14 protein-coding genes and 1 other RNA gene are annotated in these 14,828 nt (G+C 64.9%); 12 read left to right on the top strand and 3 right to left on the bottom strand.

What is annotated here, in order from left to right:
- Window positions 1–9 precede the first annotated feature (9 nt).
- From SR858_RS06245 to SR858_RS06280, 8 genes are read left to right on the top strand one after another with little or no spacing between them, the layout of a single operon-like run.
- Complete coding sequence (locus SR858_RS06245; RefSeq protein WP_019922583.1) at window positions 10–1,254, top strand: NAD(P)/FAD-dependent oxidoreductase; 1,245 nt, start codon at window positions 10–12, stop codon at window positions 1,252–1,254.
- Window positions 1,254–1,793, top strand: a complete 540-nt coding sequence (locus SR858_RS06250) for a DUF3261 domain-containing protein (protein ID WP_322534506.1) — start codon at window positions 1,254–1,256, stop codon at window positions 1,791–1,793. The genes SR858_RS06245 and SR858_RS06250 overlap by 1 nt, the downstream gene beginning before the upstream one ends.
- 9 nt (window positions 1,794–1,802) lie before the next feature.
- Entirely contained in the window at window positions 1,803–2,996 is a 1,194-nt protein-coding gene (locus SR858_RS06255) for a beta-ketoacyl-ACP synthase (RefSeq protein ID WP_019922581.1), read from the top strand.
- On the top strand, window positions 2,993–3,481 hold the full coding sequence (locus tag SR858_RS06260) for an ApeP family dehydratase (protein WP_019922580.1): 489 nt from the start codon (window positions 2,993–2,995) through the stop codon (window positions 3,479–3,481). Before SR858_RS06255 ends, SR858_RS06260 begins: the two co-directional genes overlap by 4 nt.
- A complete protein-coding gene (locus tag SR858_RS06265; RefSeq protein WP_019922579.1) occupies window positions 3,478–4,215 on the top strand; it encodes a 3-ketoacyl-ACP reductase FabG2 in 738 nt (245 codons plus the stop codon). Before SR858_RS06260 ends, SR858_RS06265 begins: the two co-directional genes overlap by 4 nt.
- Window positions 4,212–5,444 (top strand): beta-ketoacyl-ACP synthase, encoded by a 1,233-nt coding sequence (locus SR858_RS06270; protein WP_019922578.1) that lies wholly within the window; start codon window positions 4,212–4,214, stop codon window positions 5,442–5,444. The genes SR858_RS06265 and SR858_RS06270 overlap by 4 nt, the downstream gene beginning before the upstream one ends.
- Before the next feature lie 12 nt (window positions 5,445–5,456).
- Window positions 5,457–5,903, top strand: a complete 447-nt coding sequence (locus SR858_RS06275) for a hypothetical protein (protein ID WP_019922577.1) — start codon at window positions 5,457–5,459, stop codon at window positions 5,901–5,903.
- A 7-nt stretch (window positions 5,904–5,910) separates the two neighbouring features.
- A complete protein-coding gene (locus tag SR858_RS06280; RefSeq protein WP_019922576.1) occupies window positions 5,911–6,522 on the top strand; it encodes a 4'-phosphopantetheinyl transferase family protein in 612 nt (203 codons plus the stop codon).
- 4 nt (window positions 6,523–6,526) lie between these two features.
- On the opposite strand, the gene SR858_RS06285 is transcribed toward SR858_RS06280, so the two are convergent.
- Window positions 6,527–7,333: a polysaccharide deacetylase family protein gene (locus SR858_RS06285; protein WP_322534507.1), complete on the bottom strand. Its 807-nt coding sequence runs from the start codon at window positions 7,331–7,333 to the stop codon at window positions 6,527–6,529.
- Window positions 7,334–7,536: 203 nt separating this feature from the next.
- Here SR858_RS06285 and SR858_RS06290 point away from each other — a divergent pair, with 203 nt between their 5' ends.
- Window positions 7,537–8,271, top strand: a complete 735-nt coding sequence (locus tag SR858_RS06290; protein WP_019922574.1) for a class I SAM-dependent methyltransferase — start codon at window positions 7,537–7,539, stop codon at window positions 8,269–8,271.
- 68 nt (window positions 8,272–8,339) lie between these two features.
- On the opposite strand, the gene SR858_RS06295 is transcribed toward SR858_RS06290, so the two are convergent.
- On the bottom strand, window positions 8,340–9,245 hold the full coding sequence (locus SR858_RS06295) for a lytic transglycosylase domain-containing protein (protein WP_019922573.1): 906 nt from the start codon (window positions 9,243–9,245) through the stop codon (window positions 8,340–8,342).
- Window positions 9,246–9,752: 507 nt separating this feature from the next.
- On the opposite strand from SR858_RS06295, the gene ubiD reads away from it, so the two are divergent.
- Entirely contained in the window at window positions 9,753–11,237 is a 1,485-nt protein-coding gene (gene ubiD, locus SR858_RS06300; RefSeq protein ID WP_026637414.1) for a 4-hydroxy-3-polyprenylbenzoate decarboxylase, read from the top strand.
- Between the two features lie 15 nt (window positions 11,238–11,252).
- Window positions 11,253–11,351: signal recognition particle sRNA small type (gene ffs / locus SR858_RS06305), an RNA gene on the top strand.
- Window positions 11,352–11,473: 122 nt separating this feature from the next.
- Here the strand turns inward: ffs and SR858_RS06310 are convergent.
- A complete protein-coding gene (locus tag SR858_RS06310) occupies window positions 11,474–12,139 on the bottom strand; it encodes a hypothetical protein (RefSeq protein ID WP_019922571.1) in 666 nt (221 codons plus the stop codon).
- A 165-nt stretch (window positions 12,140–12,304) separates the two neighbouring features.
- Here SR858_RS06310 and dnaX point away from each other — a divergent pair, with 165 nt between their 5' ends.
- Complete coding sequence (gene dnaX / locus SR858_RS06315) at window positions 12,305–14,803, top strand: DNA polymerase III subunit gamma/tau (protein ID WP_019922570.1); 2,499 nt, start codon at window positions 12,305–12,307, stop codon at window positions 14,801–14,803.
- Window positions 14,804–14,828: the final 25 nt, after the last annotated feature.

Genomic DNA, 14,828 nt, shown 5'->3' on the forward strand with positions numbered 1-14,828 from the left:
AGCTGCGCGATGAACGGCGTGCAGCCTGAATCCGTAGAAATCCTGATCGTCGGCGCCGGCCCGGCCGGTTCCGTCGCCGCCGCGCTGTTGCGCCAGCAGGGCCGCCAGGTGCTGGTGATCGAGCGCGAAGAGTTCCCGCGCTTTTCGATCGGCGAAAGCCTGCTCCCGCAAAGCATGGAGTACCTCGAGCAGGCCGGCATGCTGCAAGCGGTGGTGGAGGCGGGCTTCCAGTTCAAGAACGGCGCCGCCTTCATGCGCGACGGCTGCTACACCGACTTCGATTTCCGCGACAAGCATTCCAAAGGGTGGGGCACCACGTACCAGGTGCAGCGCGCCCACTTCGACCATATCCTGGCGAAAGAGGCCGAGCGCTTTGGCGCCGAGGTGCGCTACCGCCACGAGGTGCTCGACATCGTGCTGGGGCAGGATGGCGCACCGGCGCTGGTCACCGTCAAAAAGCCGGACGGCGCTCAGTACCAAGTGCACGCTGGCTTCATCCTCGACGCCAGCGGTTTCGGGCGCATCCTGCCACGCCTGCTCAAGCTCGAAATGCCATCGAATTTTCCGGTGCGCGGCGCCATCTTCACCCACGTGGAAGACGGCATCCGGGGCGCCCACTTCGACCGCAACAAGATCCGCGTGACGGTTCACCCCAGGCATTGCAACGTGTGGTTCTGGACTATCCCGTTTGCCGGCGGGCGATGCTCGCAGGGCGTGGTGGCCGAAACCAGCTTCCTCGAACAGTACCAGGGCACGCCCACCGCGCGGCTGCAGGCGATCATCGCGGAAGAACCGTCGCTGCATGCGCTGCTGGCCCACGCCGTGTGGGATACGCCGGCGCGCCAGATCACCGGCTATTCGGCCAACGTCGATAAGCTGTGGGGCGAGGGTTACGCCCTGCTCGGCAATGCCGGCGAGTTCCTCGATCCGGTCTTCTCGTCGGGCGTCACCATCGCCTTCAAGTCGGCCAGCCTGGCGGCAGCCGCCTTGCAGCGCCAGTTCGCCGGTGAAACCGTGGACTGGCAGGCCGATTACGGCGCGCCGCTGCGCAAGGGTGTCGATACCTTCCGCGCCTTTGTCGAATCGTGGTACGCGGGCGGCTTCCAGACCATCATCTTCCACCAGGAGCAGCGCCCGGAAATCAAGCGCATGATCGCGTCGATCCTGGCCGGTTACGCGTGGGACCTGACCAACCCCTACGTGAAAGAGACGCCGCGCCGGCTGGCGGCGCTGGAGGCGGTATGCGCGGGTTGATGCACAAAGCCGCAGCGTTGCTGGCGGCACTGGTATTGGCTGGCTGCGCCACCACCGCGCCGCCGCCGCAGGCCCGCCTGGGATTGAAGCTGCCGCCCGCCGCGCTGGGCGCGTCGATCAGCGTGCAGCAGCACTTGAAAGTCGAACGGGCCGGCCGTACCGACGACATGGACGTGGCACTGCAAGTGGAGCCGGACGCGATCGACGTGGTCGGCCTGGCCATGGGCCAGCGCGTGCTCACCCTGCATTACGACGGCAAGGAACTGACGTCGTGGCGCCATATCATGCTGCCGTCGCAGGTCAAGGCCGAGGATGTGCTGGAAGACATGCAACTGACGTTGTGGCCGGCCGAGGCGGTGGCGGCCGCGCTGCCGGCCGGCTGGCGTATTGCCGAGCAGGGCGTCACCCGCACGCTGTATCTCGATGACGAAGCTATCATGAAAATAGTCTACAGCGGTCAGCCACGCTGGAGTGGCACGGTGGTCTTGGAAAACCTGCGATATCACTATAAGCTCACCATTCAGTTTGCCGCCGATTGATTGAAACACATGTCGAATTACTACCTTAACGCCTGCGGCATCGTTTGCGCACTGGGCGCCGGCCACGCGCAGGTGGGGGCGCGCCTGTTCGCGGGCGAACCGGGCGTGGCGCCCACCCGCGCCTGGACGCTCGACCGCGAGCTGCCGCTGGGCCGGGTGCTGACCGAACTGCCGTCGATGGGCCACCTGCCGCCGGCCCTGCAAAGCCGAAACAATGCGCTGGTGCTGGCCGCGCTGGCGCAAATCCGTCCGGCAGTCGATGCGGCCATCGCGCGCCACGGCGCCGACCGCGTGGGCGTGGTGATCGGCACCAGCACCTCGGGCATCGGCGAGACCGAGCACGCGATCCGCACCTATGCCATCGAGGGCGCGCTGCCCGCCGACTTCCAGTACGACCGCCAGGAAATGGGTTCGCCGGCCGTCATGCTGGCGCACGAACTGGGCGTGGCCGGACCGGCGTATGCGCATTCGAGCGCCTGTTCGTCCAGCGCCAAGGCCATGGCCAGCGCCGCGCGCCTGATCAAGATGGGCTTGTGCGACGCCGTGGTGACCGGCGGCGCCGACTCGCTGTGCACGTTTACGGTGGCCGGTTTCGCGTCGCTCGAATCGGTGAGCGCGGCGCCGTGCAACCCGATGAGCGCCAACCGCCACGGCATCAATATCGGCGAGGGGGCGGCGCTGTTCCTGATGACTGCCGAGGCAGACGACGACACTTCGGTTGCCCTGATGGGCTGGGGCGAATCGTCCGACGGCCATCATATGTCCGCACCCGATCCGACCGGCGCCGGCGCCGCGCTGGCGATGACGCAGGCCTTGCAGCGTGCCGGCATTGCCGCCAGCGAGATCGATTACATCAATATGCATGGCACGGCCACGCCGCAGAACGACGCCATGGAGTCGCGCGTGATCGCTGCGCTGTTCGGCACCGAGGTGCCGGTCAGTTCGACCAAACCGTTCACCGGCCACACGCTGGGCGCGGCGGCCGCCATCGAAGCGGCGCTATGCTGGCTGGTGATGCAGGACGATAACCAGCAAGGCCGTTTGCCGCCGCACCTGTGGGACGGCGTGCCCGATCCCGAGCTGCCGCGCCTGAACCTGGTGGCGCCCGGCGCGGCGCTGGGCCGGCCGCTGCGGCGGGTGCTGAGCAGCTCCTTCGCCTTTGGCGGCTCCAACGCGGCGCTGCTGCTGGGGCGCGTGTCATGATGCTGCCACCGCTGCCACCGCTGCCACCGGTTCGCGACCTGCTGCCGCACTCGGGCGCCATGGTGCTGCTCGACCGCGTGGTGAGCGCGGACGACGACAACCTGTGCGCCGAGGTGCGCATCCACGCCGGCAGCATGCTGGCCACCGGCGACGGCGTGGGCGCCTGGGCGGGCATCGAATACATGGCGCAGGCGATTGCCGCGCACGCGGGCTGGAAAGCGCTGCGGCGCGACGAGGCGGTGAAGGTCGGCTTCCTGCTTGGTTCGCGCAAATACCAGGCCGCCGTGCCGTATTTTGTACCGGGCAGCGTGCTGCGCGTGCATGTGCACCGCGTGCTGCAAGGCGAAAACGGGCTGGGCGCGTTTGACTGCAGGATCGATGCAGCCGATGCCGGTCGAGGTGCGCCGGCCCTGGCCACCGCCACGGTGACGGTGTTCCAGCCCGATAATGTCAATCAATTTCTCGAAGATGGAAAAGCAGGATGAATCAGAATAAGTCCATGAGCGTGCTGGTCACGGGTTCGTCGCGCGGCATTGGCAAGGCGATCGCGCTGCGCCTGGCGCGCGACGGTTACGACGTGGTGCTCCATTGCCGCAGCCAGCGGGCCGAAGCCGACGCCGTGGCCGCCGACATCGCGGCCATGGGCCGCGCCGCCCGCGTGCTGCAGTTCGATATCGGCAACCGCGCCGCCACCGCCGCTGCGCTCGAAGCCGATATCGCGGAACACGGCTGCTACTACGGCGTGGTGTGCAACGCCGGCGTGGCCCGTGACAATGCGTTCCCCGCCATGTCGGGCGAGGACTGGGACATCGTCCTGCAAACCAATCTCGATGGCTTCTACAACGTGCTCAATCCCTTGGTCATGCCGCTGGTCCAGCGCCGCAAACCGGGGCGCATCGTCACCCTCGCGTCGGTGTCGGGACTTGTCGGTAACCGCGGACAGGTCAATTACAGCGCCGCCAAGGCCGGCATCATCGGCGCCACCAAGGCGCTGGCGCTGGAGCTGGCCAAGCGCGCCATCACCGTCAACTGCGTGGCGCCTGGGCTGATCGAGACCGACATGATCGGCGATGTGCCGCTGGACGAAGCGCTCAAGATGATTCCCGCGCGCCGCGTGGGCAAGCCGGAAGAGGTGGCTGCCGCCGTCAGTTTCCTGATCGGCGAGGAAGCGGGCTACATCACCCGCCAGGTCATCTCCGTCAACGGCGGCCTGGCATGAGCCGCCGCGTCGCTGTCACCGGCATGGCCGGCATCAGCCCGATCGGCAACGACTGGGCCACTATCCGCGCGCGCCTGGGCGAGTACCGCAACGCCGTGGTGCGCATGGCCGACTGGGAGGACTACGAAGGCTTGAACACCCGCCTGGGCGCGCCCGCTGCGCCGTTCGAGCTCACGCCGCGCTACAACCGCAAGGCCATCCGCAGCATGGGCCGCGTCGCCTTGATGGCCACGCGCGCCAGCGAACTGGCGCTGCAAGACGCCGGCCTGCTCGAACACCCGCTGCTGCAAAGCGGCGACATGGGGGTGTCGTTCGGCTCGTCCGCCGGTACGCCAAGCGCCATCGGCGACTTTGGCCGCATGATGGAGGAGCGCACCACCAAGGGCATCAACGCCACCACGTACATCAAGATGATGTCGCACACGGCGCCGGTCAATATCGGCGTCTTCTTCGGCATCACGGGCCGGGTAATCACCACGTCGAGCGCGTGCACCTCGGGCAGCCAGGGCATCGGCTACGCCTACGAGGCGATCCGCGCCGGCAAGCAGCTGGCGATGGTGGCCGGCGGCGCCGAGGAACTGTGCGCGACCGAAGCGGCGGTATTCGACACGCTGTTTGCCACCAGCACCCGCAACGATGCCGGCCACACCACGCCACGCCCGTTCGACGCGGGCCGCGACGGCCTGGTGATCGGCGAGGGCGCCGGCTGCCTGATTGTCGAAGACCTGGAACACGCGCAGCAGCGCGGCGCCGCCATCTATGCCGAACTGGTGGGCTTCGGCACCAACAGCGACGGCTGCCACGTCACGCAGCCGAATGCGGTCACCATGCAAACGGCCATGCGCCTGGCGCTGCGCGACGCCGGCCTGCAACCGCACGACATCGGCTACATCAACGCCCACGGCACCGGCACCCAGCAGGGCGATATCGCCGAATCGCAGGCCACGCTGGCGGTGTTCGGCGCGAACACGCCGATCAGTTCACTGAAAAGCTACATGGGCCACACGCTGGGCGCGTGCGGCGCGCTGGAAGCGTGGATCAGCATCGAGATGATGCGCGAGGGCTGGTTCGCGCCCACCATCAACCTCGACCAGCTGGACCCCGAGTGCGCGCAACTGGACTACATCGCCGGCGTGGGCCGTGCGCTGCAATGCGAGTATGTGATGTCGAATAACTTCGCCTTTGGCGGTATCAACACCTCCCTGATTTTCAAACGCTACGACAAATAGAAAGGGTTAATCATGAAAAAAATGTTTGCCATCGCCGCACTGCTGGTCGCGTCGTCCGCCACGTCGGTTAACGCATTTGCCGCCGACACCATGGTCAAGCTGCCGATCGCCGATGCGCTGGCCGCCAACAACGCCCAGCAGCGCCTGGGCGACACGGTGAAGTTTTATTTCGGCAGCCAGAAGACGCCGAAAGTCGCCACCGTGATCGCTACCGACAAGACCAGCCAGCGTACCAACGGCTTTAACAAATCGACCGACACGGCATGCCAGTGGGTATTCCTGTCGGCGATGCTGGCGCTGCAAAAGCGCGCCAACGAACTGGGCGCCGATGCGGTGGTGAACATCGTCTCCAACTTCAAGGACCAGGAATTTTCCAGCGTGACCGAATATGAATGCGCCGACGGCGCCATCATGGCCGGCGTGGCGCTCAAGGCCGACTTCGTCAAGCTGGCCAAGTAAGGCGTCGATGACCACCGCCAGCTTGCTCATGGTCGATGCCGACGCCGTGCCCGACGCCGACCTGCCGCGCTGGCGCGAGTGGCTGGCGCCGGGCGAGCAGGCGCGTTGCCAGCGCTTTGCGCGCGCGCAGCGCCTGCGCCAGTTCGTCATCGGCCGGGTGCTGGCGCGCATGGCGTTGGGACAGGTGCTGAACGTGCCGGCGCAGGCGGTCGTCTTGGACGAGCAGGTGTCTGGCCCGCCGCTGCTCGCTGCCCCTGCGCCGGCCGTCAATGGATTCGAGGGCGGGTTTTCGATTTCGCACAGCGGCCGCTGGGTCGCTTGCGCGGTCAGCGCCCATACCCGGCTGGGGCTCGATATCGAACTGCTCGACACCAGCCGCGATCTCGACGCGCTGGCTGCGCAGGCGTTCGATGCGCAGGAGATCGCCCGGTGGCAGGCGCTGCCCGCCGCGCAACGCGTCGATGGCTTTTATCGCTCCTGGAGTGAAAAGGAAGCGCGCTTCAAGCTGGGCGCCGAGGGCCACTGCGTGGCGATCGCGCACGACGAGTTGTCGGTGGTGGTGTGCAGCGCGCGCCGGCTCGATGAAGCGCCCGGGATCGAGCTGGTGGTGCTGACGTGAAGCCTTATTGCCAGAGCCAGTTCCAGAAGCCCGGCAGTTGCGGCCGCGATGCGGCGTCGGCCACGGTGCTGGCCAATGCGGCGCGTTCGAGTTCTTCGCGGTTGTCGTAAAACGGCCTGGCCGCCAGCGGCACATCGAGTTCGCGCGCCACGTCCACCAGGATTTCGAGGTATTCCTCGAGGTGGCGCGCGGTATAGGTATTGACGTCGTGGAAGGTCACGACCACCGGTGTGGCGCCATCGACTTCCGGCATGCGGCCGGCGGCCCAGCGCACGCGCGTCTCGGCCAGGTGCTTGAGCATATTGGCGCGCTTGTGCCAGCTCCAGTTGATGCCGTAGATCTTGCCGTCGTTGGCATTGAGGTCGGTGAGCAGCATCTGCAGGCCGTAGGCGTGATACGTGAGCAGGGTGTCGGCGTTGTAGGCCCAGAACGGCGGGCGCACCAGGGACGGCGGCACGCCGGTAATGGCCAGCAGGTCTGCCACGCCGTCCTGCATCGATTCGTCGAGCGCCTGGCCGCTCATGAAGCGGTGGTTGGAATGGAAGGTGGTGGCGCTGTGCAGGGCCACCAGGTGGCCGTCGTCGTGTTCGCGCCGGATCAGGGCGCGGCCCACGTCGGTGCCGCCGCCGTGCCATGCGCGGGTCTGGGTGAAGAAGACCGCCTTGATGCCTGGTTGCTGGCCGTTCTGCGCCAGCGTCTCGAGGATGCGCACGGTGGAGTTGCCGCTGGACGCGGCGGCCGGGCCATCGTCAAAGGAGAGCAGGAAGCGAATTGGTGCCGGTGTTGTCGTTATCGTTGTCGCTGGTGCCACAGCGTTTTGCGCAGCCGCACCCAGTCCCAGGCACGACAGTGACAGCAGGAGTGGCAAGGCAAGCAGTGTACGGATGCGGAGTACTGGCACGGACGAGGGGGAGCGACCAAAGAAGGACCGCCATTGTACGTGATCGACGCGCAAGCCGTACGCGGCTGGCAGCGTAGCGAATTTCAATATCAAAACAGCCAAACAGGGAAAGTATGAGCGCCAATTTACAAACGATGCAGCCGCCAGGCGACCCGCACGTGCCGGAAACGGCATTCGGCAAATGGTTTCTGCGCACCGAGACCTGGACCGTTCACGTGCTCGAACGCGCCTTGCAGGATCTCGAACGACTGATGCCTGCCACGGCTGCAACCGGCCGCCGCAGTTTCGAGGTGGTGGCGGACGTGGGCTGCGGGTACGGGCGCTCGCTGCCCAAGCTGCACCAGCGCTTTGCGCCAACGCGCCTGATCGGCATGGATATCGAGCCGGAGATGCTCGAAGCGTCGAGCAAGGAAGTGGCGGCCGCCGGCATCAACGCCGAATTCATTTGCTGCTCGAGTTCCAATATCGCGCTGCCCGACAATTCGGTGGATCTGCTGTTTTGCCACCAGACCTTCCACCACCTGATCGACCAGAAAAAGGCCATCGAGGAATTTTTCCGCGTGCTCAAGCCGGGCGGAGTGCTGCTGTTTGCCGAGTCCACCCGCCGCTACATCCACTCGTGGATCATCCGCCTGCTGTTCGCCCACCCGATGGACGTGCAAAAAACCGCACCCGAATACCTGGCGCTGGTGCGCGCGGCCGGTTTCTCGGTGCCAGACAGCGCGGTGTCATATCCGTTCCTGTGGTGGAGCAGGGAAGACCTGGGGCTACTGGAAACTGCCTTGCGCATCAAGCCCAAGGCGGTGCGCGAGGAAACCCTGATCAACCTGGTGGCGGTCAAGCCGTAATCACTTTGCCCATAAAAAATGGCCGGGTCCCCCACAGGACCCGGCCATTTTTTTAGGCACTCTATATATTAAAGGCCAGCGATCTGCGTGTCGGCAGCCGAGGCGGCCGGTGCCGCTGGCGTTTCCGCTTTCGGCGCTGGCTTCGATTGCGCCATCACCGGGGTGATGGTTGGCACCTTTTTACCGCTCGATACCTGTTTCAGGCGTTGATACTCGGCCAGCACCTTGGCGCCGTAACCGTCATCGTGGGCGAATGCGGCTGCACCGACATAGCTTTTCAGGCCGGCTTCCACCGAACCGCCACGGGTGACGTAATCCTTGAGGATCAGCGAGCCGACGCGGATGTTGGCGACCGGGTTGAGCGCCGCTTGCAGGCCGCCCATTTCCTGGAACCGTTCATGGTGCACCTTGGACATTACCTGCATCAGGCCTTGCGCGCCCATCGGGCTTTCCGCGAACGGGTTCAGGCCCGATTCGATGGCCATCACGGCCAGGATCAGCAGCGGGTCGAGCTTGATCTCACGGGCCGTCAGGTAGGCGGTGGACACCAGCATATTGGTGGCGTCGCCCGCCACGCGATAACGCTTGGACAGCCAGTCGGTCACCCAGCGTTGCTGCTTCTGGGTGCCCAGCAGGGCTTTCTCTTCGGCCGACAACTGGGACGAAGCGCCGGCCGCAGTCGTTGCGGCGGGCGCTGGAGCGTCCATCAGGGCCGACAGCGGTGGCGCCACCAGGCTGATCGGCTCGGCTTCAGGAACCGGGTTCAGGCTGTCGCTCAGCGATTTAGCCAGGTCGGGACGGAAAAACAATACTGCCATAACAACCAGAGCGGTCACACCAAGAATGGTCAAAGTGTGCTGGGCGGTGGTCAACACGCCCTTGGCCGAAATGCGGGTGTTGGACAACCACGCCGCTGGCTGGCGAGCCAGGATGGTGCTGGCAAATGCGGAAGCACCGGTGAAGCGATTAATCATAGAGTTCCCCTCTGAAATGCCGTAAAAGCGGGTCCCTGCCAGCGTATGACATAAAGAAATACGCAGCCCGTTGGGGTGCTCATGCCGTGCATCAGAAATATCACCGTCCATCGCACTGTGGGTGCGGGCATGGACGCCGTAATTGCTTGCTTGAGCTGATCCCTCGCAGTGGGAGTGGATCAGTTGCAATACAACCTCTTTCGGGGGTAAGGCAGACGCCTTTTGAAAACACTCCTTAAAATGTCATGTGGAGCCCCGACTCCGTGAATGAATGAGCAACAACTTCGTTGGGACACTTTGCGGTCGCTACGAGCCCGGAGGCGGTGTTCTCTTCAAGTAGGGCAGATTGTAGGGGCGGTATTATATCAAGTCAATACTAACGCAATTGAAAGCTATAACTTTTAAATCTAGCTTTTTGCCATGTGTGCGCTAGAAAACCAATAAAATCAACCACTTGAACTGTATTTTTAAACAGTGCACCCGATTGTAAGAAAATATTAAAAAACGATGAAATATACCGATCTGCGCGATTTTCTTTCTCAGTTGCAACGAATGGACGAAATTAAGTCCATTTTGACGCCTGTTTCCCCGCATTTAGAGATGACCGAGGTCTCGGACCGCGTTTTGCGTGCCGGCGGGCCGGCCTTGCTCTTCAAAAATCCCACCGGCCACAGCATGCCGGTCTTGACAAATCTGTTTGGTACGCCGCGCCGGGTGGCGCTGGGCATGGGCGCCGACGATGTCGGCGAATTGCGCAAGATCGGCCACGTGCTGGCGCGCCTGAAGGAGCCGGAACCGCCGAAAGGTTTCAAGGATCTGATGGGCATGGGCTCGCTGGTCAAGGCAGTGTGGGACATGGCGCCGAAAGAGTTGCGCGGCGCGCCGTGCCACGACATCGTGTGGGAAGGGGCCGACGTTGACCTGGCCAAGTTGCCGATCCAGCATTGCTGGCCTGGCGACATCGCGCCGCTGATCACCTGGGGCCTGGTGATCACCAAGGGACCGAACAAAAAGCGCCAGAACCTCGGCATTTATCGCCAGCAAGTTCTGGGACCGAACAAGGTCATCATGCGCTGGCTGGCGCACCGCGGCGGCGCCCTCGATTTCCGCGAGCACGCCTTGCAGAACAAGGGCAAACCGTATCCCGTGTGCGTGGCGCTCGGCGCCGATCCCGCTACTATATTAGGGGCGGTCACGCCGGTGCCCGACAGCCTGTCGGAATACCAGTTCGCGGGCTTGCTGCGCGGCAGCCGCACCGAACTGGTCAAGGCGATCGGCAGCGAGTTGCGGGTGCCCGCCTCGGCTGAAATCGTGCTCGAAGGGCATATCTACCCGGACGAAAACCATCCGTCCGGATACGAGCATGCGCTCGAAGGTCCGTACGGCGACCATACCGGCTATTACAACGAGCAGGACAGCTTCCCGGTGTTTACCATCGACCGCATCACCATGCGCCGCGATCCGATCTACCACTCCACCTACACCGGCAAACCGCCCGACGAGCCGGCCGTGCTGGGCCTGGCCCTGAACGAGGTGTTCATTCCGCTGCTGCAAAAGCAGTTCAGCGAAATCACCGATTTCTACCTGCCGCCCGAGGGGTGCAGCTACCGCATGGCGGTGGTGCAGATCAAGAAACAGTACGCAGGCCACGCCAAGCGCGTGATGTTCGGGGTGTGGAGCTTCCTGCGCCAGTTCATGTACACCAAGTTCATCGTGGTGGTGGACGAGGATGTGAACGTGCGCGACTGGAAAGAGGTGATCTGGGCGATTACCACCCGCGTCGATCCCACCCGCGACACCACCCTGGTGGACCACACGCCGATCGACTACCTCGATTTCGCCTCGCCGGTGAGCGGCCTGGGCAGCAAGATGGGCATCGACGCCACCAACAAGTGGCCGGGCGAAACCAATCGCGAATGGGGTACCACCATCACCATGACGCCGGAGGTCAAAGCGCACGTGGATGGTATTTGGCAGGAGCTGGGGCTGTAGGTTATAATGATTGCTGGCGGGCCCCTGCGCATTGTGGCATGGCTAACCTGGTCAGGTCGGGAACGAAGCAGCCACGGCCGTTAACCATAAGTGCCGCAGATCAGGCTCGCCTCCTTATTCAGCAAAAAAGCTGCCCTTGGGCAGCTTTTTTTGTATGGGCTTAAGCTGCTTTCGAACAGCTTTATTTGCATGTGCTTAAGTTGCCGCAGGGCAGCTTTTTTGACGTCTGTGGCCGACTACTCGTCGCGCAACTCCGCCTCCAGCGGCCGTTCGGACGCCACCATCAACGGATTTGCCTTCATCAAGGCCGCTTCCGGCTTCAGGATGATCATGTGCTTCGCATTGGTCTTGTACTCGGTGGCGCCCACCTTTAGCGTCGCGGGCTTGGCAAACTTGAATACCACCACTTCCACGCTCGGTGCGAACCAGCGCATGGCGCCGGCCATGGCATTGATCGCATTGTTCATCTGGCCCACGCTGCCCATGATGGTGGCGTAGTTCCATTGCAGGCCGGCGGGCAGCACCACCAGGCCTTCGTAGCCGATCGCCGACTTTTCGCCGGCGGGCAGGGTAGTGACGATGCGCGTGGTGCCGTCCATCCAGCGCGGATTGGGCGCGCCGAAGTCGAGCCGGTACTCGGGCGTGAGCGGCGGCAGGGTCTGGCGCTCGGCGCCGTTGACCACGATGAGCACCACGTCCTGCGGCTTGATCTCCTTGTTGACCGGCTTCACACTAATATAGAGCTTGATCTTGTCGCGCTCGGCGGCCGGCACCGAATAGAAGCGGTCGATGCGCAAGCCTTCGACCATGGATTTGTAGTTGGCCCACTCGCGCTCGGCGGCATGCGAGGGCAGGGCGATGGTGGACAAGGCCATCAGGGACAGCAGGGCAAGTTTCTTCATGGGTGATTGTGTTGGGCGAAAGGACAATTGTAAGCGAGAATCGGACGGCGACGGGGGCGGCGGCTGGCCGACCGGGCGCCATATCTAATCTGGCCCAAGCTGGCCCCAAGTTGCTACAATTGCCGCTTCGCGCTTAGTAATCGCTATCTACGGTAAAATCTTAGTATGTCCTATCAAGTCCTCGCCCGTAAATACCGTCCCAAGAACTTCGAAACGCTCGTCGGCCAGGAGCACGTCGTGCGCGCGCTCACGCACGCGCTGCACAGCGGTCGCCTGCACCACGCCTACCTGTTCACCGGTACCCGCGGCGTCGGCAAGACCACGCTCTCGCGCATCCTGGCCAAGTCGCTCAACTGCATCGGCCCGGACGGTAACGGCGGCATCACCGCCACCCCGTGCGGCGTGTGCGAGGCGTGCACGGCAATCGACGCCGGCCGCTTTGTCGACTATATCGAGATGGATGCGGCATCGAATCGCGGCGTGGACGAGATGGCGCAGTTGCTGGAACAGGCGGTGTATGCGCCGAGCAATGCCCGCTTCAAGGTCTATATGATCGACGAGGTGCACATGCTCACCAACCACGCGTTCAATGCCATGCTCAAGACGCTGGAAGAGCCGCCAGAACACGTCAAGTTCATCCTGGCCACCACCGACCCGCAAAAAATCCCGGTGACGGTGCTGTCGCGTTGCCTGCAGTTCAACCTCAAGCAGATGCCGCCCGGCCACATCATCAGCCACCTGGAAAACATCCTGGGCCAGGAACAGATCACGTTCGAGCAGCCGGCCCTGCGCCTGCTGGCGGCCGGCGCGCACGGTTCGATGCGCGATGCGCTGTCGCTGACCGACCAGGCCATCGCCTACGCGGCCGGCGAAGTGACGCTCGAGGCGGTGCAGGGCATGCTTGGCGCACTCGACCAGTCCTACCTGATCCGCCTGCTCGACGCACTGGCCAGGCAGGACGGCGCCGACCTGCTGGCCGTGGCCGATGAAATGGCCACGCGCAGCCTGTCGTATAACGGCGCGCTGCAAGATCTCGGTACCTTGTTGCACCGCATCGCGCTGGCGCAAACGGTGCCTGCCGCCTTGCCCGACGACTTGCCCGAATACGCCGACATCGTGCGCCTGGCCGGCCAGTTCGAGGCGGAAGAAGTGCAACTGTATTACCAGATCGCCGTGCACGGCCGCAATGAACTGGGCCTGGCGCCCGACGAATACGCTGGCTTCTCGATGACCTTGCTGCGCATGCTGGCCTTTCGGCCCGGCGTAGGCGGCGCCGAGGGACAACCTGCCGCTGCGCCGGCGATGTCGCGCCCGGCCGGCGTGGCGGCTGCGCGCGCTGCTGCCGGCGCTGGTTCTGCCGGCACGCCGCCGGCGCGGGCTGCTGCCAATATCCAGGCCAGCCACGCCAGCGTGACGCCGCAGGCGGTGATTGCCGGCGCGGCTGCCATGGCGCGTAACGAGGCGCCGCCGTCGGTGCCGGTCCCGGTTCCGGCCCCGGTTCCGGTCCCGGCTCCTGTTCCAGCCCCGGCGATGCCGGTACGGGCGCCGGCGCCAGCCATGGCCCCGGCGCCTGGCCATGCGCCAGCCGCCAGTGCCGCGCCGGCACCGTCCGGTCCGGTCAGTCCGGCGCGGGCGGCGATCAACGCCGCGCTGGAAGCAGCGCGTGCCGCGTCGCGTCCCGGTGGCAGTCGTGCGCAGCCGCCTGCGCCAGCACCGTCCGCAGCCGCGCCAGCACAGGCTCCGGCCCCGGCCGCCACCCCGGCTGTCGCGCCAGCGCCGCATATGCGTGCCATGGCGCCGGCAGCGGTCCCGCCGCAGGCGCCGGCCGCCAGCCATGGCAGTCCGGTCACTGCGGCGCGCCCGGCGCCGTGGGAAGACATGCCGCCGAACGATGCTGGTGGCGGCGCCGCCGTACTGGAAGCGCCGGCACGCCAGGCAGCAGTGGCGCCTGCTGCGCCAGTTGCCCCCGTGGTGTCGCCATCGCCGCAATACCACGAGGAACAGTCGAGCGACGACGACATGCCGTCGTGGGTCACCGAGTTTTCCGATGACAGCGCCATCGCGGCGCCGATGCCTGCCGCGCTGTCGTCGCCGATGGCGCCGCCATCGACTGCTTACGCCTCATCGCTGCCACCGTCGGCGCCATCGCCTTCGTCCACTTACGGCGACGAGCAGCAAATCGTCATGCCGGCCCGCGCGGCGGCGGGACCGCTCAAGGCGCCGTACGCCTACGTGGTCACCCCTGTGCCTGCGCTCGACTGGGACGGCAACTGGCCGGCGGTGGCTGCCGCCTTGCCGCTGCGCGGCGTAGCGCAGCAACTGGCCATGCAGGCCGAACTGATCAATTGCAGCAGCGATGGCAACGCCGTGGTGTTCAACCTGCGCGTGCCGATCGAAACCTGGCGCACGTCGGGCAATGTCGAAAAACTGACCACGGCGCTGTCGGAGCGGTTCGGGCGCGCGGTGCGTGTCGATACCGAGCTGGGCCCGGTCTGGTACACGGCCAGCGCCGAGGCGCAAGCGTTCCGCGCTGCCTGCCAGCGGGCCGCCGAAGAAATTATCGCCAACGACCCGCTGGTCAACCGCATGCTGACCGAGTTCGATGCCTGGGTAGTGCCCGGGTCCATCGTGCCGCCGCAGCCGCAAGCGGCACCGGCTGCCTGATTCCCCTTACTATTTCAACACGGAG

This window comes from Duganella zoogloeoides (genome assembly GCF_034479515.1).
GTDB classification, from domain to species: Bacteria; Pseudomonadota; Gammaproteobacteria; order Burkholderiales; family Burkholderiaceae_D; genus Rugamonas; species Rugamonas zoogloeoides.

Coding starts and splice junctions, on each gene's coding strand:
- SR858_RS06310 (WP_019922571.1), bottom strand. CDS start 12,139: ATGAAGAAACTTGCCCTGCTGTCCCTGATGGCCTTGTCCACCATCGCC.
- SR858_RS06250 (WP_322534506.1), top strand. CDS start 1,254: ATGCACAAAGCCGCAGCGTTGCTGGCGGCACTGGTATTGGCTGGCTGC.
- dnaX (WP_019922570.1), top strand. CDS start 12,305: ATGTCCTATCAAGTCCTCGCCCGTAAATACCGTCCCAAGAACTTCGAA.
- SR858_RS06275 (WP_019922577.1), top strand. CDS start 5,457: ATGAAAAAAATGTTTGCCATCGCCGCACTGCTGGTCGCGTCGTCCGCC.
- SR858_RS06280 (WP_019922576.1), top strand. CDS start 5,911: ATGACCACCGCCAGCTTGCTCATGGTCGATGCCGACGCCGTGCCCGAC.
- SR858_RS06295 (WP_019922573.1), bottom strand. CDS start 9,245: ATGATTAATCGCTTCACCGGTGCTTCCGCATTTGCCAGCACCATCCTG.
- SR858_RS06265 (WP_019922579.1), top strand. CDS start 3,478: ATGAATCAGAATAAGTCCATGAGCGTGCTGGTCACGGGTTCGTCGCGC.
- SR858_RS06255 (WP_019922581.1), top strand. CDS start 1,803: ATGTCGAATTACTACCTTAACGCCTGCGGCATCGTTTGCGCACTGGGC.
- SR858_RS06290 (WP_019922574.1), top strand. CDS start 7,537: ATGAGCGCCAATTTACAAACGATGCAGCCGCCAGGCGACCCGCACGTG.
- SR858_RS06270 (WP_019922578.1), top strand. CDS start 4,212: ATGAGCCGCCGCGTCGCTGTCACCGGCATGGCCGGCATCAGCCCGATC.
- SR858_RS06245 (WP_019922583.1), top strand. CDS start 10: ATGAACGGCGTGCAGCCTGAATCCGTAGAAATCCTGATCGTCGGCGCC.
- ubiD (WP_026637414.1), top strand. CDS start 9,753: ATGAAATATACCGATCTGCGCGATTTTCTTTCTCAGTTGCAACGAATG.
- SR858_RS06260 (WP_019922580.1), top strand. CDS start 2,993: ATGATGCTGCCACCGCTGCCACCGCTGCCACCGGTTCGCGACCTGCTG.